Source organism: Sphingomonas sp. URJC2 (assembly GCF_059803575.1).
In genome coordinates, this window is the sequence record NZ_JAPFGX010000002.1 from 137449 (window position 1) to 160120 (window position 22672).

The window sequence follows — 22672 nt, forward strand, 5'->3', positions numbered from 1 at the left end:
CCAACACGGGAGGGCGAAGCCTGAAGGAGCGGGCAGGCTGTTGATCCCACCCGGCACGGCCTGTCACTCAGGAGCAGTTCAATTCAACGGCAGGGCGCAGGATGCCATGGCCCTGCGCGCGCGCTACCCGCGTTGTCAGCCGAGACCAGCCCCCAGAGACTTCGTCTTGGCAGCCTCAGGCGCACTCACTTCCACGGCGGACTGCTTTTCGCCCGCGCGCTCGTGGATGGCGCTAATCAGCCGCGCCTTGTCGTCAGTGACCACAATGGCCTCGGACTTCGCGCGCGAAAGCGCGACATAGAGCATCTTCTGATCGACCAGATTGGCAGAGCGGCTGTCGGCGTGGATCAGGACCCGCTCGGCCGTCTGGCCCTGCGCGGCGTGGGCGGTCTGGACATAGGCATGGCGCAGATGGGCGTCGCGCGGGGAGGTGAGATCGAGCCGCTGCTCGCGGCCATTGGCCAGCGCGATGGTCGCCTGCTGCCGCTCGGGATCGATGCCGGTGATGGTGCCGCGCAGCCCGTTGATGCGCCCGGCCTCGCGGTCATTGCGGGTGAACTGCACGCGGTCGCCCGCCTGCAATTCCATCGCCTTGGGCTCGAACACCTCGACCTTGCCCGCGCCCCATTGACGCAGGCGCCAGTCCACCCTTGAGCCATCAGCGGCCTTCAACGCAATTGCGGCCTTGTCCGGATCGATCTTCTCGACCCGGTAGGCGGCCCCGCGCGTCACGCCTTTGTCGGCATAGTCGCGGGCGAAGCGAACAACATCGCCGATGGCATAGCTTGCGGCCTGCCGGGTTTCAGCGCGGGTCAGGCCTTTGGCTTCCAGAGCCTCGAACCGGACGGCCGCGGAGGAGAGCTCCCCGCGCTGCGCCAGCTGCTGCCTGATCATGGTGGTGAGGGTATCGCGCCCGTCGCGCGACGGCTCGATCACCAGAGTGCGTGCGCGCTCGGCAGGGATGAGGGCAACATAACGCTGGGCCATCGTCGCAAGCCGCGCAGCGCGGTCCGCGCCTTCGACCACGTCGCCGCCGCCGCGCTCCAGTGCGGCAAGCGCCTTGCCGGCATGGCCCTCGATTGACGCCATGACGGCTTCGCGGGTGTCGGCATTGGTCTGTCGCACCACATTGGCGAGCTTCGCAGTCGCCATACCCGCCTGCTGCAGCTGGGCAAAAGCTGCGCCTGCACCGACTGAGCCGAGCTGCCTGACGTCGCCGACCAGCACAAGACGGGCACCGGCCTTGTCGACGCTGGCCATAAGTGCGGCCATGTCACGGGCAGATAGCATCGAGGCTTCATCGACAATCCAGACCGCGCCTTTGCCGAGCCCTTTGGCCTCGGGCGAGACAAGGTGCCGCGCTACTGTATCGCCGCGCAGGCCGAGCGCTTCTCCCAGAACGGTAGCCGCCGATGCAGTCGGCGCAAGTGCGGTCACCGTTAGCCCGCTCTTCGCCGCCTCGCGGGCATAGGTCGCCAGCACGGTCGTCGTTTTGGCAGTCCCGGCATAACCCTGAACGGCGGCAACGCGGTCGCGTGATGTCAGCAGCGAAGCGGTCGCGCGCTTCTGGTCATCGGTCCAGGCAAAGCCCGTGCGCGCGGATTGCCTTGCGGCGCGCTCGACCGTGCGGGCAGCAGTGAGCGGCGACGCCAGCGGCACGGCCACGCCGCGCCCGGCGGCTTCGAGGCGCAGCATGCTCTGCTCGGTCGCGATAGCCTCGGGCGTGGTGAACCCTGCAAACTCCGCCCCGCGCCGGTCGAGATAGGCGCGCGGGACAAGCGCGGCGCGCTCGCCCGCTTCGGCAATGGCGGCGCTAATGGCGTTGTGGCTGAGCCTGCCAAAGGCATAGTCGCCTGCCTCACGCGCGAGCGTGCTGGCCGGGAACACGGCCTGCCGCTCGGACAGCTTCGCGGCAGCCCATGCGACAGCTTGGCGAGCAAGCACCTCAGAGCTTGCCGCCAGCTCCCCTGATTTCATCCGCTCCTTCGCGTGCGCGATCACATTCGCCTGCTCGGCCTCGCCAAAGCCCTTGGCCTCGGCGGTCGCGCGCCAATTGGCGCGTAGGGCTTTGTGGTCGGCGTGGCTCTTGGCCTCCCGTGTATCAAGCGCGACGATCTGCTTCTCGGCAGCGCTGGCTTCCTCCCGGCTCGTTCCGCGCTCGGCAAGCCGCGCGTCGATCGCAGCCGTGCGCTGGCTGAGGGCCTCGATTACCTTGTCGGGCACGCCTGCAATCTCGAACATCGCGTCCTTGCCCGCCCCGATCCGGTACCCCAGCTCGGCCGCGCCATGTGCCAGCTCCTGTCGATAGATCGCGCCGATCTCTTTCTGCAGCTGGTAGAAGGCGCGCGGTTCCAGGCTGCGCCACTTCCCATCCTTGTCCTGGGTCGCGTTGAGGATCACCGCATGGGTATGGAGCTGCGGGTCCTGCGCCCGGCTCGTGGCGTGCCGGAAGGTGGCGATTGCCAGATTGCCGGCTTCCTCCCGGCGCACCTCGCCGCCCTCCCTCACGCGCGTTGCCGCCATGTGCTGCTCCGCGTGGCCAAGTGCTGCCTTCACTGCCGCCGCATGCGCGGCAATGAGTCGCTTGTCGCCTGCAACCTCAGCCATGATCGAGACCGACTTTGGGGCGGAGAAGGTGATATCCCATCCCGGACGGTGCTCGACCTTGCCATCGCGGGTGGTACCGAGCTGCTGCCCGGCAACGCGGCCTTCGAGCAGCTCGGCAAACTCCACGCGGTCCACTTCTCCGGACAGACCCAGCGCCTCGGCCCCCTCACCAAACCACTCCGAGGGGGCGATGCCTCCCTCGGAATAGTAATCATCGGCCTCATAGTAGCTTGCCGCCTGCCCGGCGCTGGTCAGCGCGGAGACCGAGGCCACCATCAGACAGGTCCCGCCTCAGGCTTTTTCTTTGAGCCCACATCGGGTTCGTCCTCGGCAGGCGCGGCAACAGCGCTGACTCGGCTCCACAGGGTGCTCGCCGGATCGCCCGCGACAAAGGCCGGCTGGCGCGGCGAGCCCCGCCGCGCGATGTGCTCAGCCGTGAGACCGATCCGCGCTACCGGCAGGCCGTCGGGCAGCAGCAGAAAGCCCTGATGCGGGGGAAGACGCAGTTCGCTTTCTAGCACAGCCGCGCGGAACTGGCGCTCGGTGGCAATGGAGGTGCGGGGCACCTCCTTGCCGACCATCAAGGTGTCGGTGGCCATCCGCATTTCGACCTCGCATTGGCCGATCGTCTCGCTCGCCCACTGGCGGGTTTCGCGGTCGACGGTCTGCAGGAACAGCTTGGTATTGCAGCAGGCGAGCATGGCTTCGGCGATGTTGTCGCCATAGCGATGACGCATCTGCCCCAGCGCCTGGAAGGTGAGCACGATCGCGGCGCCAAACTTGCGGCCCTCGGGCAAAAGGCGCGCGAGGTTCTCGACGCGCGGCAGGTCGGCAAGCTCGTCGAGCACGAACCAGATGCGGCGCTGGGGCGATGGCGAAAGCCCGAGCACTGCGCTGGCCGCGCATTCGAGCCAACAGGCCATGAGCGGCTTGGCTGCCTCGAAATAGTCCTCCTTGCGGGGCACGAAGATCCAAGGCTTTGCCCCCTCGATCCGGTCCAGCCCGACAATGAAATCGCGAAAGGCAAAGCGTGGCCCACGCTCCTGCTCGACCTTCAGGAACTGGATCAGATTCGCCGCCTTGGCGAGCATGAAGAGCACGCTGCCGGTGGCGCGGTCGGCGTCATCGGCAAAGGTGCGGGCCGACGACGTATGGCCCAGCCAGGCCTTGAGCTGCTCCTTGCTTTTGACCTGCAGGGCATCGAGCAGGGCCTCGAGACTGCCGTTCTTCTCGGCCCAAAGCGAGCGCATCATGTTGGCGACCAGGATGCGGCTCGTCTCGAGCCAGACATCGTCATCCTGACTGCCGGTTTCGGAGACCAGCTGGCGCGCGATCCGGTCGGCATCGGCGGGGTGCGATATCTCGTCGAAGGGCGACCAGAAGGCGCAGCGCGCATCGAAAGGATTGAGGATGATGTCGCCGCGCGCGGGGTTGTAGTAGTGCGCGATGAACTCGCCGGATGTGTCGTAGACCAGCGCCGCTTCGCCGCGCGCTTCGATGCCATCCAGCATCTGTCGCAGCACCGTGGTCTTGCCGCTCCCGGTGGTTCCGAGGAAGGCAAAATGCCGGGTCTCGATCCGCTGCGGGATGGGGACCGGCCCGATCTGCAGCGCCCCGCTTTCAGCGCTCAGGTGCATCAGCGCCGCAACCTCATCCTGGCGCGTCAGACGGGTACCGCCGATCACACGGTCGGCCAGCGTATCCTGCCCTTGCGAGGACATGGTGCGCTGGATCAACCAGACCACCAGAAGCCCCAGGGCGCAGCCCAGAACTGCCCCAATCATGAGTACAGCGACGGCCTTGGAGAAGGTCCCGGCAATGAACGGCTCGTTGGCAAAAGCAGCCGCTGAGACGGTAGCGCGGTACCCCTCCAGCGACACGTTCATCATCAGGTCCCTGCCCGCTATCTCGCCCAGAATAGCGAGGGCCTTGGCCAACAGACATTGCCCCGCGACCTTGAGCTCGGCAGCGCTCATGACGAACTTCGGCGCGATAATTGCGCCTGCTCCGCCGGACAACAGAACGAGCTTCGCAAAGAACCCGAAACGCTGCTGCCACTGCGCCATGCGCACCCGCCACAGCGCGTGGGCACGGGTGACGAAATCATTGCCTGCGGTCATCGCTCGCTCTCCTCGGCCAGCTTGCGCTGGCGCTCGAATGCGGCCCGCGCTTCGGCGGCAATGACCTCGTCGGATGTGCGCACACCGAGCGCTGACGAGCGGGCATAGGCATAGGCTGCGCAAGCCGTGAACAGGGTGCGGTCAAGCACCCGTTCGGCATCGGCAAGGCGTTCCGATATCGACCCGATCACGCTCGCCATTTCAGCAAGATCGGTCTCCCGGTCGGCGCCGTGGATCAGGGCCAGAAGTCCCTCTTCAACGACGCGGCCAAGCATGGCGTACTGGCTGAGCCCGCGCCGCTGCGCGAACTCGGCGAGCACACGGTATTGCGACGGATTGAGGCGCACCGTCTGCACCCGCGCGCTCATCGCACCGTCTCCTCGGCGATGCGATCCGCCATCGCGAAAAATGGCGGAATTGCGTGGATGCCGAGAGCCTGTCGGAGACGAGATGCTATCCGCATCCCGCCAAACCCGCAGAAATCCTCGCTGCACGCGTGCGTGGGGTGTGTATCCCTTTTCCGGGCCCGATGCATCGCATCGTGGCCCTTCTTGGTTCCCGCTTTTCCGAGGTTACTGATCATCGGCGGCTTGCTCCTCGTGACGAACGGTAGGCGTCGCAAGCCGAATCTGGGTCTTGGCGAGATGGTCATCGAAGAACCGCTCGCGTGGCTGTCGTGACGACGTCTGGCGGGGCACCATTGCGGGGTCCGTGAACCACCGCAGCAGCACCAGATCGATCGCAGCGCGGAGCTCATCGATGAGCTGACCGGTCTCCACCGGGGCAAGGGCGAGCCAGCCAAACTCGGTCTGCATCTGGCTTCCCAGAGGATAGCCAAAGCCTTGCTTGAGGTAGATTGGACCTTCGACAGTGAGGATGCAGGTCTCGCCAAGAAACCGCGCGATGACAGGGCGCTCAAAGGTCAGCCAGGACGCAAGAGCGAAGCGCCGCGCGCGTCCGTCAGCGTTGTCCTCGGTGAGGAGGTCGACGAGCTCGGCTGCGTACAGCTCATCATCCTCAGGAACGCGGGCAAGGATCCAGCCTTGCGCGCGCAAGGCGGCTTTCAACATGGAATAAATGGACATTGTGGAGATGCTTTCTGCGGGCCACCGCCCGCCAATGAACGGGGTCAGTAGCGGCGCAGCGGAAGGGCGTTGATCCATTCCGATATGTCGGCGGCGCGCCAGCGGATGCGCCCTCCGCCTATGTCGACAGGGTGGGGAAAGGCCCCTTTGCGCATCTTCCTCCAGATGGTGGAGCGGCTGCGAATGCCGGTGAGGCGCAGCACCTCCTGGCAGGTGATCAGTTCGGTATTCGACATGACAGATTCCTCTTCATTCAAGGTTCTGTCACTGGCGCCGCACTCCCCTCCGGAGTGGCGGGTTTGACCATCGCACCGCGAGCCGCACGACGATCATTCATTCAACCCGACACCTCTGCCTGAGCTTCAGTGACCATCAGAAGCTATGTGCGACGCCTCGCTGTAGGAAAGAACAAAACAGGATCAAATGCTGTGCCAAATGAGCCTTGGACGCCTGTGAACGCACCGGGACACATCGTGTCCGGCACAGTTCTTACGAGCGGGGAGCCAAACCTCGGTTTTGTCGGTAATCAGCAGCGCCAGCGGCGGATTATGTCAGCGTTCATGGCCGGAATCTGAGCGACTCGGTGCGCTGCGCACTTAACGGAGCCTTGAGGATTGGATTGTAATTCAATCCTATGGCTCGCTCCCAACCCCAATGGCGGTCCGGCAGACGTCCACAACGGCGTCCCTCGCCCGCGTCCGAAACGACCCTGCAAACCGCCGGGCGCTACGGCCTGATCGCCGTGGCTTCGGGGCTTGGCTTGGCCTTTGGCGCGAATGCTCTGGAGGTTGCACAGGAACGGAAAGCAATCCTCGAAGCGCTTCCCGCCGGCTACACGTATTCGGGTTGCGATGAAGTGCGCGCCGCTGGTGTTGCGCCGCTATACAGCTATGAGCCAGGCTTCTCGGAGCGTCTCGATGGCGACGGCGATGGTATCGGCTGCGAGCCCTATCATTGATGATCACAGGGGCTTTCAGCTCCCACAAAGTCTCAAGAATAATTTGGTTGGGCACGTACCTGAGCAGCAGGTTCCGCACGCATAGAGGTTAAAAGCATCTCTCCAGCAGGCTGACTAAAATCGGCAGCTCTCAACCCAAAACTGGCCGCTTACGACTACATCGGGACACGTCTGGTCACGCCGAATGCGGTCGATGCGGACGATCTGCAAAGAAACCTACCGCGTTTCCGGAAGCCACCGGACGAGCTTGTCGAGAGCGTCTTCCGCATGCTCCAGTGCGGCGACCGCGTCGGCCAGACGAAGAAACTGCCCGTGTGCAGGTGGATTGCGGAATCGGCCAACAGCGGCAGGTCCAATTATGGTCGCGATGCCTTCCAGTGCGGAGGCGCGCCGACCAGTCTCGCTCAATAATGACCCGAAAATCGTCCGGATCTGATCCCTAACGCTAGCATTGAGGGAATCGTCATCTTCTGCCTTACCGAGGCCCGCGACCAGAGCCCGGATTTCGCCAAGCATCATGCCGTCGCTTCCGGTCAGGCCAGCGAGCTTATTTAGGGATGCACGCAGCGCTTTTCCATTTTGCGTTAACTGCGAAGTGAGCGTCGGGATATCGAGACGAGCGGCCAAGGGGCGCACGAACCGCGCATTCAGCTCAACCTCGATCGCTCGAAACAGCCCAAGTGCGATTAGCCCACAATCACGCCACGTGTCACCTGCCTGCTGAAGGCGTGCCAACTCGGCAGCCGATGCCACATACGAAATCTGCCCCATGGGCGTTAACCCGGCTGCGATTGCGCCTCGCCGCGCATTCGCCTCTGCCGACGTGAGACGATCGGCGGCCAATGACCGCTTCAGCCGCCTTGCCATGCGATCGCCAATAATGGAGGCTGCGCAATAGATCGTAGCGACAATGTCGAGCTCACGTTGCCAAAGAAGGCCGGTGCCGCTAGGGAATTGCTTGGCGAGGGCAACTATCCCAGCTTGGTCGCCGGCATCCGCCATCGTTTCCACGGCTGTCCGGAAAGCTGAAACGCTGCCTTTGGCAATCACTGGGTGCAGCCATTGGGCATGATTCGGCTCCGCCTTGCTTCCACGCAGTGTGTGCTCGACAAAGATCGTGCCCAAATAGCGCTTGAAGATTGGGTCCGCTGCAATCTCGTCCTCTGACGGAATCTCGCCCGCTGCTGCGCTCGCCTCCACGATCTCCCGATCCCGAGCCTTTATGCGTCCCATAATCGAGGTGTGGTGGAGAGCCCATTCGTCGTACGCTGCGTCAGAGGCCATGACGCTCATTTTGGCGGGAAGGCGCCGCACCAAACCGGCAAATTCTCGGTCCTCGCTACCAAGATTCAGAAGCTCGATCAGATGGAGCCAAGCGCACGGGGTAAGGCGATCTCCAATTTCATCCAACAAGTCGTCGAGCGTCGACGTGCATCCGAGAATTGCAGAGGCTTTTGAAGCCAGCCACGCAGCGCGAGGCCTGTCGATTGCGTCGGCAGGTATGCTGATCACCAGATTGACCGTGCGTTCGTATCTTCCGGCAGCAAAGGCGGCCATTGCTTGAAGGTAGGCGCGTTCCCCGGGATCATGGTCGGACTCATCGAGGCGGCCGAGCAAGAAGCTGGCATCCTCGAAATCACCGGACTGGATTGCGGCGACGAGGCGCATCCGAATTTCAGCTGGCGACACCTGATCTGTGTCGAGCGTGAGATCGCCTGGTAGGGAGCCGTACAGAAGCGCCTTGGCCATCTGCTCGCCACGACCCTTGTCGGAAAACAGACTCCTAAGAAGTTTGTAGCGACGAAAATCCATGGGGCTATGGCGGCCCTTCATCAGCCGCTTGTGATAGCGAGAAAGAAGCATCATCGATGCGGTCGCGTAAGGCGCAAGATCGGCATGGACCTTCACTGCGCGTTCAGTTCTTTCGCGCTCCAGCAGCGGCGCGATGAAAGTTTCGAAGCTGGCATAATCTGGAATGGTACGCGAGCGGGCCGAACGGGTAAGGGCCGTCTCGATGCGTCGCATCGCGGCGGCGAGATTTGAGGAAGTGGCCATGACCTCGACCTTAGGGGTTCGCACAAACATTCAATGCCCGAAATGGTTCACGCCAGTTATGAGCCGGGCGCAAGTGTTAGGACATGAGCGTGGCTGACTGCAAGCTGGACCGCCCAATTCACGACCATGTCCGCTTAGAAGATATCCTCGATGGCAGGGCCACGCTCTCGCGGCCCGATCTTAATGTCGAGATCGAGGCTCGCGATGACGCGGAGCAGCGTGTCGAGCTTTACTCCAACGCTGCCATTCTCGATGGCTGATATGGTTTTCTGCTGTGTTCCGGAAATGCCGGCCAGGGCTGACTGGGTCATTCCCTGCCGCACACGCGCGCTCTGGATAATTGCACCTAGCTGCCTAGGCAACCTTACAAGCTGATCCATCACTGCCTCCGCTGGCCATCCTATACCCCGTAAGGTATAGATCCGCAATATACCCTGTGGGGGATCACGTTGCGTTGTGGCGGCTGAACATCAGGCCTTGCGGGCAATCGACCTGCAAGCAGGCAGGCCCACGATACTTTGCCCCTTTCGACAGCTCTTCGACCGGGGGAGCATGGCCAGCAGCTCATGGCCGAAGGTGCCATGCCATGGCGCGATTGAACTGCGAGGACACAAAACCGGTACGTATTGCAACAAGTAGGCACAAATAAATCGAACCAAAAACTTGCATTCGAACGATATACCATGCTACATGATGAATGCGCCTGAAACAGTGCTTAGAGACCCAAATCTTGTAAGCAATTCAGACTTGGGGGCATGACAAGTGGCATTTCAATCTTCGAAATGTGTATATAGCAATTTTATCAAATACTTGCTTTTTACTTGTTTGTCCTCTTCTGGCACCATTTTCCAACAATCGTCGGAAACCCTCGCGCCGGGCACTGCCCGGCGCGCCGGGGCTTGCCGCAGGCGCCGCGCCGGCCCAGCATCGCGCTCTTTCGGGGAGCGGATGGGCGCGATGGGTGGTGCGGGGGCGAGCGGCGGCGGAATCGGCGAAGGCTTTAGCGATGCCCGTGATTCGGGTGCGTTCCGCCGGGCCGGGGCGGAGGACTGGCGCGCGCTCGGGCGGCTGATCGGCGGTGCCTTTGCCGAGGATCCGGTATCGCGCTGGACGCTTGGGGCGCCAGAGACGATCGCGGCGGTGTTCACCGCGCTTGGCCGCCATGTCTATCTGCCGCGCGGCATTTGCCTGATCGCCGATGGCGGCGGCGGGACGATGTGGCTTGGCCCCGGCGGGTCCAAGGCGATGCCGGTGCTGGCCGAACTGGCGCTGGTCGCGCGGCTGGTCGGGGCGGGCGGGCCGGGCGCGGTCGGGCGCGCGCTGGCCGTTGACCGGGCGATGCGCCGCCGCCGGCCGGCCGATCCGCATTTCTATCTGTTCGCGGTCGGCGTGGCGGCGGAGGCGCGCGGCGCAGGGCTGGGCCGGCGGCTGATCGCGGCGACACTTGCAGACGCCGACCGGGCAGGGCTGCCGGCCTGGCTTGAAAACAGCAATCCGCGCAATGAGAGCCTGTATCGCGGCCTTGGCTTTGTGCCCGTCGAAACCTTTGCGCCTGCGCCCGGCGCGCCGCCGCTGACGACAATGCAGCGGCCTGTCCTGCGCCGGTGATTGCACGCCCGGCCCGTGCCGGTTAGGCGATCCGGGCATGTGTCCGGCCGCGCGCCGGCACCAAAGCCAGATTGAAGCACCGCAAAGGGGAGATAAAGATGCGCCGACTGATCCTTGCCGCCCTGCTCGGCACCGCCGCGAGCGCGGCCATGGCCGAGGAAGGCATGTGGCTGCCCGGCCAGACGCCGGCGATTGCCGACAAGCTGAAACAGGCCGGCCTTGCGCTCGATGCGCGGACGCTTGGCGATCTCAACCGCCCGCCGCTCACCGCCATCGCCTCGCTCGGCGGCTGTTCGGCGGCATTCCTGTCGCCGCAGGGGCTGGTCGCGACCAACCATCACTGCGTCTATGGCTCGATCCAGTATAACTCCAAGCCCGGTCAGGATTATCTGACCGACGGGTTTCTGGCCAAGACGCTGGGCGACGAGCTGCCGGCGGCGCCGGGCAGCCGCATCTATGTGATCGAGGATCTGCGCGACGTCACCGCCGCGATGGTCAAGGGCGCGGACAAGCTTACCGGCCGCGCGCGCTATGACCGGCTGGAGGCCAATCGCAAGGCGCTGATCGCGGCGTGCGAGCAGCATCCGTCGCGCCGCTGCGATGTGCGCCCCTATTTCGGCGGCCAGACCTATTTCCTCCAGCAGCAGCTGGAGATTCAGGATGTTCGCCTTGTCTATGCCCCGGCGGGCGGGGTCGGCAATTTCGGTGGCGAGACCGATAACTGGATGTGGCCGCGCCACACCGGCGATTTCGGCTTTTACCGCGCCTATGTCGCGCCGAACGGCGCGTCCGCGCCCTATGCCAAGGAAAATGTTCCCTTCCGCCCCAAGGCGTTCCTGAAGATCGCCGACAAGGGCGTCGAGGAAGGCGATTTCGTCATGGTCGCGGGCTTTCCGGGCGTCACCTTCCGCCACCGCACGGCGGCCGAGGCGCGGTTCGCGTTCGAAACGCTGACCCCGCTGCAGCAGCGGCTGCTCAACGATTATTCCGACCGTATCCAGAGCGCGGTTGCCGGCAACGAGGCGGCGACGATCAAATATGCGTCGATCCTGAAGGGGGCCGACAACTATAAGAAGAAGTATATCGGCGAACTGGCCGGGGCCGACGCCATGGGGCTGGTCGCCAAGAAAGAGGCCGACGAAGCGGCGTTCCGCGCCTGGGTGAAGGCCGATCCGAAGCGCGAGGCGATGTTCGGCGCGGCGATTGCCGAGCTTGACCGGCTGGTCGACGAACAGAATGCCGCCGAACTCGCCGATGCGCGGCGCGGCCTGCTCAACCGCGCGCAGCTGTTTGCCGCCGCGCGGCTCGCCTATCGCTGGGCCAAGGAGCGCGAAAAGCCCGATGCCGCGCGCGAGCCGGGCTTTCAGGACCGCGACCGTGCCTTCACCGTCCAGCGGCTGACCGCGATCGAGCGCCGTTATGATGCCGGGGTCGACCGCGCGATCCTCGACCATGCGCTGGCCGAATATCGCAAGCTGCCCGCCGAAGAGCGTCACAAGAGCTTCGATGCCGCCTATCCGGCGGTTGCCGACACGCTCTATGCGCAGACCGGCCTTGCCGACACCAAGACCCGGCTTGGCTGGCTCGACCAGCCGGCATCGGCGTTCGAGGCGTCCAGTGATCCGTTCATCCGGCTGGCGGTTGCAACCTATGCCGAAGACCGGGCGGGCGAGGACAAGGCCAAGGCGCGGGCCGGCGACATGCAGAAGGCGCGTGCGACCTATATGGCCGGGCGGCTTGCCTATGCGGCCAGCCAGGGGCGGACGCTTTATCCCGATGCCAATGGCTCGCTGCGCTTCACTTATGGCAAGGTGACCGGCAAGGCGCGCGACGGCCTTGCCTGGACGGCGTTCACCACCGCCGAGGGGCTCGCCGCCAAGCACACCGGCAAGGGCGAGTTCGACGCCCCCGACCGGATGCTCGAGCTGATCCGCGCCAAGGATTATGGCCGCTATGCCGCCCCGTCGCTCGGCACGCTGCCGGTCGATTATCTGTCGACCGTCGACATCACCAACGGCAATTCGGGTTCGTCTACGCTCAATGCGCGCGGCGAGTTTGTCGGCCTTGCGTTTGACGGCACGCTCGACGGGGTGGTGGCGGACTGGATGTTCAACCCGGCGGTCAACCGCACCATCCATGTCGACAGCCGCTTCATGCTGTGGACGATGGACAAGGTCGACGGCGCGACCCGGCTGCTCGACGAAATGGGCGTCGCGCGCTGATCCGGTCCGGAACAGGCTGACCGAAACAGGGGGGCATCCGCCGGGTGCCCCCTTTTTTCATGCGGCCGTGCGGTCAGGCCCGCCGCCGGCCCTTCCACCAGGCATAGCCGGCCCCGGCCGCCGCGCCGAACAGCGGGCCGACAAAGGGCACCGGGATCGCAATCACTGCGCCGATGGCGGCGGCGACCGCCATTTTGCGGCCCAGCGTCTTGTCGTCATCGGTCATCGTCGCTCTCCTCATCTTTTGCCCGCCAGCCTTTGCAGCCGGGGGCGGATGCGCAGAAATGCGCGGTAGCTGGCCTCAAGCAGCGCCAGCACCAGCCGGTTGCGCGCGGCCAGGCCCAGCGGCCGCAGCAGCGGGATCGCCCGCCACATCGCGGCGAACGCCGCCGCGCCCGACAGGATCCGGCCATTCTCGGCGGCGTGGAAGCGGGCGAGCAGTTCCGCCCGGTCGATCGGGCAGCCGGGATCGGCATCCGCCGCGACATCGATGAAGCTGATCGCCCCGCGCCGGTCGAGCCGCCGCATCGCCGCGATCTCGCGCTGGCACAGCGGACAGGCGCCATCATACCAGACGGTGACAGCGGGCGCGGGTGCCGGGCCGGGGGGCAGGGTGGCGGTCATGACCTAGAGACTCCGGAGTGCGCGCGCCGGGCGCACCGACATCAGCGGCAGCGACCCGGCAAGGCCGATGCCGAGCGTCACCACCGCCCCGGTGACGAGGGTGCCGATGACGACGGTCCAGTCGGGCGCAAAGCCGAAATCGAACACCTGACGCATCACATACCAGCCCGCGCCCAGCCCGAGCGCGAGCGCCAGCGCCGCCAGCAGCAGCGCCAGCAGGCCATATTCGGCCGCCTGCGCCGCCAGGATCTGGCCGCGCGTGCCGCCCAGCGTCTTCAGGATCACGGCGTCATAGCTGCGCGCCTGCCGGGCGGCGGCGATCGCGCCGACCAGCACGGCGATACCGGCCATGATCGTGACACTGGCGGCGATCAGGATCGCGGTCGCCATCTGATCGAGCAGCGTGCGGACCTGGCCGATCACCTCGCCGGTTTCGATGACCGAGGCGGACGGGAAGGCATCGAGCACCGCGCGCGTCACCCGCGCCGCCGCATCCGGCGCGGCGCGGGCGCGGTCGATCTCGACAGTCGCGGTCAGGCTGTGCGGTGCTAAGGCGAGGGTGTTGGGTGAAAACACCATGATATAGTTGAAGCCGAGCGTGTCCCAGTTGACCTTGCGCAGCGAGGCGATGCGCGCCGGAATCTCGCGGCCAAGCACGCTGACGGTCAGCGTGTCGCCGACCTTGAGGTCGAGGATGCGCGCCGCCTCGGCATCGAGCGAGACGAGCGGCGGCCCGGCATAGCCGCGGGGCCACCAGCGCCCGGCGACGAGTTCGGACCCTTCGGGCACGCCCTCGCTATAGGTCACGCCGCGTTCGCCGCGCAGGAACCATGCCCCGTCGGGCAGCGATTTGAGGTTCGCGACCCGGATGCTGCCATAGCCGGTGATCGTGCCGCGCAGCGCGGGGACGATGTTCAGCTCTGCCCCCGGCGCGGCGGCGGTTGCCGCAGCGCTGAAGCGCGCGGCCTCGCCCGAGGGGATGTCGAGCACGAACAGCGCCGGCGCGCGCGCCGGGACGGTGCGGCGGATTTCGGCATCAAGGCTGGTCTGGATCGCCGCCAAAGTGACGAACAGGGTGAGCGCGAGGCCGAGCGCCACGACCAGAGCCGCGGTCTGCGCGCCGGGGCGGTGGAGATTGGCGATCGCCAGCCGCCACAAGGGCCGGCGCGGCCGGGGCAGGGCGCGGGCGGTGCGCCTGATCGCCACCCCCAGCCCGGCGAGCAGCAGCAGCACGGCCGCGACCGCGCCGAGCACGATCCCGGCGAACAGCGGGTCACGCGCCTGCACCAGCGCGATCAGCAGCACCAGCAGCGCCGCCCCCGCGACCAGCAGCAGCGTGCGCCGGTCGATGCGGCCCGGCGCGCCGACCAGCGCGCGGAACAGGGCCGCGGCGGGCAGGCTGCGCGCACGCGCGAGCGGTGGCAGCGCAAAGGCAAATGCGATCAGCAGGCCATAAGCCGCCGCCGTGGCGAGCGGCACGGGATAGAGGCGAAAGCCCGGCGCGACCGGCAGCACATCGCCCGCCAGCCGCACGATCAGCGCCGGCAGCAGCGCGCCCAGCACCAGCCCGGCGGCAATCGCGCCCAGGGCGACCATGCCGATCTGCATCAGATAGATGCGGGCGATATCGGCCGATGTCGCGCCCAGCACCTTCAAGGTCGCGATCCCCGCGCGCTTGGACGCAAGATAGGAACCGACGCCGTTGCTGACGCCGATGCCGGCGATCACCAGCGCCGCCAGCCCGATCAGCGACAGGAACTGGCCCATGCGGGCGATGAAGCGGTTGGCCCCCGGCGCGGCATTGTCGCGGTCTTTAAGCGTCCAGCTGGCGGCGGGGAATCGTGCCTGTAGCTTCTTGACGGCCTCGGCGGGTTCGCCGCCGGCCATGCGCACCCGGTATTTGGTCGTGTAGAGCGCGCCCGGCTGCAACAGGCCAGTGCGGTCGATCCCGGCGAGCGAGGCGAGCGCGACCGGGCCGAGGGTGAAGCCCTCGCCAACCCGGTCGGGTTCGTCCGCCATCACCGCGCGGATGCGGAAATCGGCGGTGCCGTAGCGCACCCGGTCCCCCGGCCGCACGCCCAGCCGCGCGGCAAAGGCGCGGTCGACCACCAGCTCGTCCGCCGCCAGCCCGGCCAGCGATGCGCCCGCCACCGCCCCGTAAAGCGGATAGGCGCTGTCCACGCCCTTGAGTTCGGTCAGCACCGCCCGGTCGCCGCGCCGCGCCATGGCGCGGGTGCGCACCGTCTCGCTGATCCGGCCGGTCGCGGCGATGGCCGCGCGTTCGGCAGGGGTGGCGCGCCGCTGGCTGATCGCGACTTCATAATCGCCGCCCAGGATCGTCTGGCCGCGCGCCGCCAGTTCGCCGCTGATCGCGGCGGTCAGGCTGCCGATCGCCGCCAGCGTCGTCACGCCGAGCAGCAGGCAGATGGCCAGCAGCCTCAGGCCGCGCAGCCGCCCGACCAGATCGCGCTGCGCGACCGCCAGCAACGCGCCCCAGCCGGCCCCGCCGGTTGCGGCCCCGGTCATGCCGCTGGCCGCTGTTCGGCCGGCCGGTCGCTGGCGATCAGCCCGTCGCGCATCTCGACCACGCGGTCGCAGCGTTCGGCCAGCGCCCGGTCATGGGTGATCATCACCAAGGTCGCCCCGGCGGCGCGGCGGCGGGTGAACAGCAGATCGACAATCGCATCGCTGGTGCGGCCATCGAGATTGCCGGTCGGTTCGTCGGCGAACAGGATGCGCGGCCCCGGGGCCACGGCGCGCGCAATCGCGACGCGCTGCTGCTCGCCGCCCGACAGCTGGGCGGGATAATGATCGAGCCGGTGCCCCAGCCCGACCGCCGCCAGTTCCTCCGCCGCGCGTGCAAAGGCATCGGCGCGCCCGGCGAGTTCGAGCGGGGTGGCGACATTTTCGAGCGCGGTCATCGTCGGCAGCAGATGGAAGCTTTGCAGCACGATGCCGATCCGCCCGCGCCGCGCCCGCGCCAGCCCGTCTTCATCAAGGGCGGAGAAATCGACGCCGGCCACGCGCACCTCGCCGCTGCTCGCGCGTTCCAGCCCGGACAGGATCGCCATCAGCGAGGATTTGCCCGATCCGGACGGGCCGAGAATGGCAAGGCTCTGGCCGTCGGCCACCTCAAGGTTCACGCCGCGCAGGATCTCGGTCCGGCCAAGGGTGAGGGTGACATTGCGCGCCGTGATTGCGATATGTTCGGTCATGAAGCCTTCCCGTCCCGCGCGCCGCCCGCGCCTGTTCCTTAATGGGGTCTCGCTCGCCATCCTCCAATGGCTGGCCGCATGTTCGGCCGCGCCCGACAGCGGCGCGCAGCCCGGCAATGCGGCGGTCGCGGCGCAGCCAGCGATGGCCGGGGCCGGACCCGGCGCAGCGCCGGCGGCGATCCCCGCCGATGCGCGGCTGGTCGTCGCGTTCGGCGACAGCCTTTATGCCGGCTATGGCGTCGCCCAGACCGAAAGCTTTCCGGCCCGGTTGCAGGCGGCGCTGGCCGGGGCGGGGGTGAAGGCGGTCGTCCACAATGCCGGGGTGTCGGGCGACACCAGCGCCGCCGGGCGGCAGCGGCTGGCGTTCGTGCTCGACGGGCTGCCGCGCCGGCCCGATCTGGTGATTGTCGGGCTGGGCGGCAACGACATGCTGCGCGGTCTCAGCCCCGATGACACCCGCATTAATCTGACCGCGATCCTTGACGAGCTGAAGCGCCGCGCGATCCCGGCGATGCTGACCGGCATGGTCGCCGCGCCCAATATGGGGCCGGACTATGTCGCCGCGTTCAACCCCATCTATCCGCAGCTGGCCAGGGAATATCGGGTGCCGCTCTATCCGTTTTTTCTCGACGGCGTCGTGACCGATGAAAAGCTGATGCAGGCCGACCGCATCCACCCGACCGCCGCCGGGATCGAACGGGTGACGACCCGCATCGCCCCGCTGGTCAAACAGGCGCTCGCCCGCTGATCGGGGCTGGGCGCGGTCAGGCGGCCACATAGCCGTACCAGATGATGAGCAGGATCAGCCGGGGGGCGAAGGCCGAACGGCTGATCATCGCCAGCCCGGTCGCCGCCGCCGCCAGCCCCGCTGCCAGCGCGATGCCGGTCATCAGCCGGGCCGGATCGGCCATGGCCAGCGCGGCCGGGGCAAGCATCGCCGTCATCAGCGCGCCGGCCGCGGCAACCAGCGCCAGCCGCCGGGGCCAGCGCCCGGCCGGGGCGGTGGCAATCAGGTGTGCAAGCCCGCGTCCCTCCATCCGCCCGGCCTGTGCCGACACCCCGAACACGAGCAGCAGCAGCGCCGCCTGTTCGGTCTGCGCGGCCATGCCCATCAACAGCCCGCCGGCCGCAATGGCGAGCAGCAGCGGCACGAACACCGGCGCGGCGGCGATCAGCCGCGCTTCGCTGACAATCTGCGCCAGCGGCACGATCCGCGCCGGGCCGGCGGGCCGTTCGGGGCCGACGGCCGGCAGCTGCCTTGTGCCGATCCGCGCCGCGAGGCGTGTGCCGATGCCGGGGCGGCGGGCGCGGTGGGGGCGCTCGACCAGCCCGGCGAACAGCGCGATCAGCAGCGCAATGCCCACCCAGGCCGCGCGCGCGGCGGGATAGCCGGGCGACATCAGCCCGGCCATCGCATCGACCGGGCGGCGGCCGGGCGCTACGGTTGCCGCACCGATCTGAAGATCGACGTTGCCCGGATCGGTGCCGTGCAGCAACGGGCGGGTAAAGCCCGGAAAATCATAGATGGGGGCGGCAAAGCCGCGCGTGTCGCTGGCTGCGGCCGGCAGGACAAGGCTGGTCATCCACAGGATGAAAAAGACGATATCGCCCCCCGCGCCGCGCAGCACCGGCACCGCCGCCAGCAGTGCGCGGATCGCCGCCAGCCCGGCGAGCGCGGGCGCAACGATCAGCCACAGCGCAAAGCTCAGCTGCGCGGCCCCCGCCAGTCCGCCCAGCCCGTCCGGCAGGATGATCTGCGCCAGAAACAGCCCGGCGGCGTTGAGCACCGCGAGCAGCAGCGCCAGCACGGCGAGATCCGCACCGAACCGGCCGAGCGTCCGCGCGACCCGCGTTCCCGGCATCACGTCCAGAATCTGCCAGGGCTGGCGGCGATTGGTGTTCGATCGCAGATAGATATAGGCAAGCGGCAGCAACAGCGTCGACACGGTGATGCCCAGGCACACGCCGATCACCGGCGCGGTCAGCACCGGCAGCTGCTTGCCGATGGCGATGGTGATGTTACCGGTATCGCCGGTCGGGATCATGAAGCGCGCGCCGATGGGCGCGATCAGCATCAGGATCCACAGTCCGGGGCTGCGGGCATAGCGGGCGAGCGCGGCACGCCATGCGGCCAGCCCCGCCTGCGCGTGCGGATGGGCGGCGATCATGCGGGCATCACCGTGCCGCCCTCGACCCGCAGCGTCGCGGCGGCATCGGCGGCCAGTTCGGCCGCCAGATGGGTGGTCATGACGATGGTCGCGCTCGCCGCCCGCGCGCGGATCAGCGCGGCGACGCGCCCCGCGCTTTCGGCGTCCAGCTCGGCCGTGGGTTCATCGAGCGCGATCACGCGCGGCGCGCCGAGCAGCGCCTGGATGAACACCAGCCGCCGCCGCATGCCCCCCGAATAGGTGGCGATCAGCCGCCCGGCATCGGCATAAAGGCCGACCGCATCGGCAAGGGCGAGGAACTGGGCGTCCGCCGCTTGGCCGTCCAGCCCCTTTTGCGCGGCGATGAAGCCGATAAAGGCGCGCGCCGTCAGATCGTCGGGCAGGTCGACCGCCTGCGGGGCATAGCCGAGCGTGCGGCGATAGGCGCTGAGCGCCCGCGCTCCGCCGGACAGCAGGCCGCCGCCAAGCTGCGCGCCCTGCCAGCTGATATGGCCCCGGCTCGGCCGCTCGGCGGTTGCGATCAGCCGCAGCAGCGTCGACTTGCCGGCCCCGCTCGGGCCGGTGAGCAGCGTCAGGCCGGGGGCGAAAGCGTGGCTGACCGCATCGAGCACGACGCGCCGGCCATATTTTTTGCCGATGCCGTGAAGCGCCAGCCCGGCTTCGGCTGCGGCCCTGTCGGTCACATGCACGGCGGCGCTCGGGTCGGTCGGCATATCGTGCGGTCAGATCGTCAGGCCGACCGGGGTGGCCGGGCCGACCGCCGCGATCAGGGTCAGGGTGGCGATGGCGAGCGCGGCGGCAAGTGCGGCGACGCGATTGGCAAGATCGGGGGTGAAGCGCATGGCGGTGATCCTTGGTCCGGCGGTGGTCTGGCGATGGTCTGGCGGTGCGGGGTCAGATGGTCAGGCCCATCGGGGTCGCCGGGCCGACGGCTGCGATGAGGGTCAGGGCAGCGATGGCGAGCGCGGCGGCAAGGGCGGCGGCGCGGTTGGCGAGGTCGGTGGTGAAGGTCATCGGTCTGGCTCCTGTCTGGCTGTTCAAATCTGGCAGCCGGCGGCTGATCCGCCGGCTTGCCAGATGTTTTGCAAAGCCCGTGCCAGATTTTTAAGTGACTGGATTTCCTCGATAACCCTGTTTTGCCGCGCGCGCGACCTGATCTGATGCGGCAAATATTCCCAAGGATCGGCGAATATTTCGCCAATCTGGGGCGGGATCAGCTGCCCTTGAGCACTTTTCCCGCGCGCATGACAAAGCCGACCGCTTTCAGCCGCTTCACATCGGCCACCGGATCGCCATCGACGGCGACCAGATCGGCGCTCTTGCCCGGCTCGATGGTGCCGATTTCCGCCGACAGGCCGAGCAGATCGGCGGCGTTGACGGTCGCCGCCTCGATTGCCGCCATCGGCGTCATGCCATGCTTGACCATCAGCTCGAACTCGTCGGCGTTGCGGCCATGTTTGGACACGCCGGCATCGGTGCCGAACGCGATCCTGACCCCGGCCGGCACCGCCTTTTCCAGCGACTTGCCGGTGATGCCGATCCGCCATTCGATCTTGGCGCGCACCTCGGGCGAATAGGCGCCGGGATTGGCGGCCAGCCGCTCGATATAGCCGTTCACCGTCGACAAAGTGGGCACATAATAGGCCCCGGTCTTGCGCATCAGCGCGACCGTCTGGTCGTCAAGCATCGTGCCATGTTCGATCGAATCCGCGCCGTGGCGCAGCGCGAGCAGGATGCCGTCATTGCCATGGGCGTGGACGGCGACCTTCTTGCCGTAAAGATGGGCGGTGTCGATCAGCGCCTTGACCTCGTCGTCGAACAATTGCGCGCCCAGCCCCGCGCCGATGCGGCTGTTGACGCCGCCGGTGGTCGCGATCTTGATGACATCGGCCCCGCGCCCGACCTGCTGGCGCACCGCGCGGCGGCAATCCTCCGCGCCGTCGCACAGATGGCCGTGCGGCATATGTTCGGCAAACTCGTCGCGCACGCCCAGCCGGTCGTCCATATGGCCGGCCGTGGCCGAGATCGACGCCCCGGCATCGACGATGCGCGGCCCGTCCACCCAGCCGCGGGCAATCGCCTCGCGCAGGGCAAGCGTCGCCCCCGCATCGCCCAGATTGCGCACGGTGGTGAAGCCGGCGGCGACCGTCTTGCGCGCATTCCACAGCGCCTCCAGCCCGGCCAGCTCGCGATTTTCGGTAAAGCCGGCCAGCAGCCCTTCATTGCCCGCCCGGTCGGAGCCGAGATGGACATGGCTGTCGATCAGGCCGGGCAGCACATGGCGGGCCGACAGGTCGATCAGCTGCGTGCCGGCGGGCGGGGGAACCAGCCCGTCGAGCACCGCGGCGATCCGCCCGGCGCGGACGATGATCGTCGACGGGCCGCGCGCCGGGCGGCCCGGCCGGTCGAGCAGCGCGCCGGCATGGATCACCAGATCGCCCTGCGCGATCGCCGCCGAAGGTGCGGCAGGGGTGGTGGGGGTGGCGGGGGCGGCGGGCGCAGCGGATGCCGGCAGCGCGGCAAGCGGGGCGAGGGCGAGCATCGACAGGCTGGTCAGGCTGGGCAGGCGCATTGGATGATCCCCCGGTTTCCGTTCGTTGCGTGGGTGGCGTGCCCCGCTTGTCATTTCCTGCGGTCTAGCGGTGTTTCGGGGGCGCGCGCAAAGCATTTGGCAATCTCCTTGCGCTAGGGCTGATCGGCGATGGTGCAGCAAACCCCCCTGTTGGCCAGTGATGAGCCGTCGGCACCGGGTGCGTCTGGGCCGGGCGCGTCTGGGCCGGGTGCGTCCGGACTCGTCCCGCGCGATCCGCGCAGCAACGCGATGCTGTCCGCCGTGCTCCATTATGGCGACAAACGGTTCGACGTGTTCATCCGCGACGTGTCGAGCACCGGGGCGATGGTCGAGGGCAAGGTGCTGCCGCCGCGCGATGCCGAGCTGGTGCTGGTGCGCGGCGACATTCAGGTCGGCGGGCTGGTGATCTGGCAGATCGGCCACCGCGCCGGGATCAAGTTCGACGGCCGGGTGCTGGTGGCCGACATGATGCGGCGCGTGACGAACACCGCCGGCCATCAGGCGCGGATCGATTCGATCCAGCGCAGCCTGAGGATGGGCGGGGCGGAGGGCGCGAGCCTGGCGATGGCCGCCGCCCAGCCGGTCGAACGGCGCGAGCGGGCGCGCGACCTGTCGGTCGAGTTCGGCTATGCGATCCGCATCGTCGAGGCGCTGGGCGACGAACTGACCGGCGATGCCTATATCCTCAGCCGCTATGGCACCACGCTGCAAAAGCTCGACGAGCTGGCCCAGCTGATCAAGCGCATCGAGGGGCAGGCGGAACGCGCCATCGCGGCCGCGCGCGAGGGCAAGGCCTGATCCGCCGCCCGGTCGCCGGGCTTGACTCCGGTGCGGTTTTTGGCTCTAGGCCCGCACTTCGGCTGCGCCATGTCGGCGCTGCCCGGCTTGGGGTACCTCGCACGGCCCCCTGACAAACGGAGTGTGACATGCGCCATCGCGTTGGCGGCCGCAAGCTTCAGCGGACCGCATCCCATCGTACCGCCCTGTTCCGCAACCAGTCTGCCGCGCTGATCAAGCATGAGCAGATCATCACCACTGTCGCCAAGGCGAAGGAACTTCGCCCCTATGTCGAAAAGCTGGTGACGCTGGCCAAGAAGGGCGGCCTCGCCAATCGGCGTCTCGCCCATGCCCGGCTGCTCGACGACACCCAGCTGAAGAAGCTGTTTGACGTGCTGGCGCCGCGCTATGCCGACCGTAATGGCGGCTATACCCGCATCGTCAAGGCCGGTATCCGCGCGTCGGACGCCGCTCCGATGGCGATCATCGAGTTTGTCGACCGTGACGTGTCGGCCAAGGGTCAGGATTCCGGTCCGGTCCAGGGCGGCGAGCTGGAAGACGAAGCGGCCTGAGCCGCGCCGTCCCGGCGAAAGTTGCGAAAGGCCGCCTTCGGGCGGCCTTTCTTTTTGTCCGGCCAGAATCGTTGCCCGCCAGTCCAGCC

Annotated in this window: 20 protein-coding genes; 6 read left to right on the forward strand and 14 right to left on the reverse strand. The window is 67.2% G+C overall.

Translation table 11 applies throughout. The annotated features are described in order from the left end of the window. Positions 1–135: 135 nt before the first annotated feature. From mobF to OPU66_RS02035, 5 genes are all read right to left on the reverse strand, one after another. Entirely contained in the window at positions 136–2883 is a 2748-nt protein-coding gene (mobF, locus tag OPU66_RS02015; protein WP_498551917.1) for a MobF family relaxase, read from the reverse strand. Beyond that, the gene (locus OPU66_RS02020) at positions 2883–4727 is read right to left on the reverse strand and encodes a type IV secretion system DNA-binding domain-containing protein (RefSeq protein WP_498551918.1); all 1845 of its coding nucleotides are present in this window, start codon (positions 4725–4727) and stop codon (positions 2883–2885) included. The genes mobF and OPU66_RS02020 overlap by 1 nt, the downstream gene beginning before the upstream one ends. Further along, the gene (locus OPU66_RS02025; protein ID WP_498551919.1) at positions 4724–5095 is read right to left on the reverse strand and encodes a hypothetical protein; all 372 of its coding nucleotides are present in this window, start codon (positions 5093–5095) and stop codon (positions 4724–4726) included. The genes OPU66_RS02020 and OPU66_RS02025 overlap by 4 nt, the downstream gene beginning before the upstream one ends. 204 nt (positions 5096–5299) lie before the next feature. Then, complete coding sequence (locus tag OPU66_RS02030) at positions 5300–5812, reverse strand: hypothetical protein (protein WP_498551920.1); 513 nt, start codon at positions 5810–5812, stop codon at positions 5300–5302. A gap of 44 nt (positions 5813–5856) precedes the next feature. After that, positions 5857–6048 carry a helix-turn-helix transcriptional regulator gene (locus tag OPU66_RS02035; RefSeq protein ID WP_498551921.1) on the reverse strand — a complete coding sequence of 64 codons (192 nt, stop codon included), beginning with the start codon at positions 6046–6048 and terminating at the stop codon, positions 5857–5859. A gap of 524 nt (positions 6049–6572) precedes the next feature. Here OPU66_RS02035 and OPU66_RS02040 point away from each other — a divergent pair. Further along, complete coding sequence (locus tag OPU66_RS02040; RefSeq protein WP_498551922.1) at positions 6573–6770, forward strand: excalibur calcium-binding domain-containing protein; 198 nt, start codon at positions 6573–6575, stop codon at positions 6768–6770. A gap of 216 nt (positions 6771–6986) precedes the next feature. On the opposite strand, the gene OPU66_RS02045 is transcribed toward OPU66_RS02040, so the two are convergent. After that, positions 6987–8825: a hypothetical protein gene (locus OPU66_RS02045; protein ID WP_498551923.1), complete on the reverse strand. Its 1839-nt coding sequence runs from the start codon at positions 8823–8825 to the stop codon at positions 6987–6989. A 134-nt stretch (positions 8826–8959) separates the two neighbouring features. Next, on the reverse strand, positions 8960–9205 hold the full coding sequence (locus OPU66_RS02050; RefSeq protein WP_498551924.1) for a helix-turn-helix domain-containing protein: 246 nt from the start codon (positions 9203–9205) through the stop codon (positions 8960–8962). A gap of 568 nt (positions 9206–9773) precedes the next feature. Between OPU66_RS02050 and OPU66_RS02055 the strand changes: the two genes are divergently transcribed. After that, positions 9774–10433 (forward strand): GNAT family N-acetyltransferase, encoded by a 660-nt coding sequence (locus tag OPU66_RS02055; RefSeq protein WP_498551925.1) that lies wholly within the window; start codon positions 9774–9776, stop codon positions 10431–10433. Between the two features lie 98 nt (positions 10434–10531). Further along, positions 10532–12655 carry a S46 family peptidase gene (locus tag OPU66_RS02060; RefSeq protein ID WP_498551926.1) on the forward strand — a complete coding sequence of 708 codons (2124 nt, stop codon included), beginning with the start codon at positions 10532–10534 and terminating at the stop codon, positions 12653–12655. A 73-nt stretch (positions 12656–12728) separates the two neighbouring features. On the opposite strand, the gene OPU66_RS02065 is transcribed toward OPU66_RS02060, so the two are convergent. From OPU66_RS02065 to OPU66_RS02080, 4 genes are read right to left on the reverse strand one after another with little or no spacing between them, the layout of a single operon-like run. Continuing rightward, on the reverse strand, positions 12729–12881 hold the full coding sequence (locus OPU66_RS02065) for a hypothetical protein (RefSeq protein WP_498551928.1): 153 nt from the start codon (positions 12879–12881) through the stop codon (positions 12729–12731). A gap of 11 nt (positions 12882–12892) precedes the next feature. Beyond that, complete coding sequence (locus OPU66_RS02070; protein WP_498551929.1) at positions 12893–13279, reverse strand: thiol-disulfide oxidoreductase DCC family protein; 387 nt, start codon at positions 13277–13279, stop codon at positions 12893–12895. A 3-nt stretch (positions 13280–13282) separates the two neighbouring features. Continuing rightward, the gene (locus tag OPU66_RS02075; protein ID WP_498551931.1) at positions 13283–15805 is read right to left on the reverse strand and encodes an ABC transporter permease; all 2523 of its coding nucleotides are present in this window, start codon (positions 15803–15805) and stop codon (positions 13283–13285) included. Beyond that, on the reverse strand, positions 15802–16494 hold the full coding sequence (locus OPU66_RS02080) for an ABC transporter ATP-binding protein (protein ID WP_498551932.1): 693 nt from the start codon (positions 16492–16494) through the stop codon (positions 15802–15804). The genes OPU66_RS02075 and OPU66_RS02080 overlap by 4 nt, the downstream gene beginning before the upstream one ends. On the opposite strand from OPU66_RS02080, the gene OPU66_RS02085 reads away from it, so the two are divergent. Beyond that, a complete protein-coding gene (locus tag OPU66_RS02085; RefSeq protein ID WP_498551933.1) occupies positions 16493–17242 on the forward strand; it encodes an arylesterase in 750 nt (249 codons plus the stop codon). The two genes, OPU66_RS02080 and OPU66_RS02085, sit on opposite strands and share 2 nt — an antisense overlap. 16 nt (positions 17243–17258) lie before the next feature. On the opposite strand, the gene OPU66_RS02090 is transcribed toward OPU66_RS02085, so the two are convergent. The 3 genes from OPU66_RS02090 to OPU66_RS02100 form a co-directional block, all read right to left on the reverse strand. Next, on the reverse strand, positions 17259–18662 hold the full coding sequence (locus tag OPU66_RS02090) for a hypothetical protein (RefSeq protein WP_498551935.1): 1404 nt from the start codon (positions 18660–18662) through the stop codon (positions 17259–17261). Then, a complete protein-coding gene (locus tag OPU66_RS02095) occupies positions 18659–19375 on the reverse strand; it encodes an ATP-binding cassette domain-containing protein (RefSeq protein WP_498551936.1) in 717 nt (238 codons plus the stop codon). The genes OPU66_RS02090 and OPU66_RS02095 overlap by 4 nt, the downstream gene beginning before the upstream one ends. Positions 19376–19875: 500 nt before the next feature. After that, entirely contained in the window at positions 19876–21234 is a 1359-nt protein-coding gene (locus OPU66_RS02100) for a metal-dependent hydrolase family protein (RefSeq protein WP_498551937.1), read from the reverse strand. Positions 21235–21363: 129 nt separating this feature from the next. Between OPU66_RS02100 and OPU66_RS02105 the strand changes: the two genes are divergently transcribed. Both OPU66_RS02105 and rplQ read left to right on the forward strand, forming a co-directional pair. After that, positions 21364–22032, forward strand: a complete 669-nt coding sequence (locus OPU66_RS02105) for a PilZ domain-containing protein (RefSeq protein ID WP_498551939.1) — start codon at positions 21364–21366, stop codon at positions 22030–22032. A 128-nt stretch (positions 22033–22160) separates the two neighbouring features. Beyond that, positions 22161–22583, forward strand: coding sequence for a 50S ribosomal protein L17 (rplQ, locus tag OPU66_RS02110; RefSeq protein ID WP_498551940.1), 423 nt, complete (start codon positions 22161–22163; stop codon positions 22581–22583). Positions 22584–22672 lie beyond the last annotated feature (89 nt).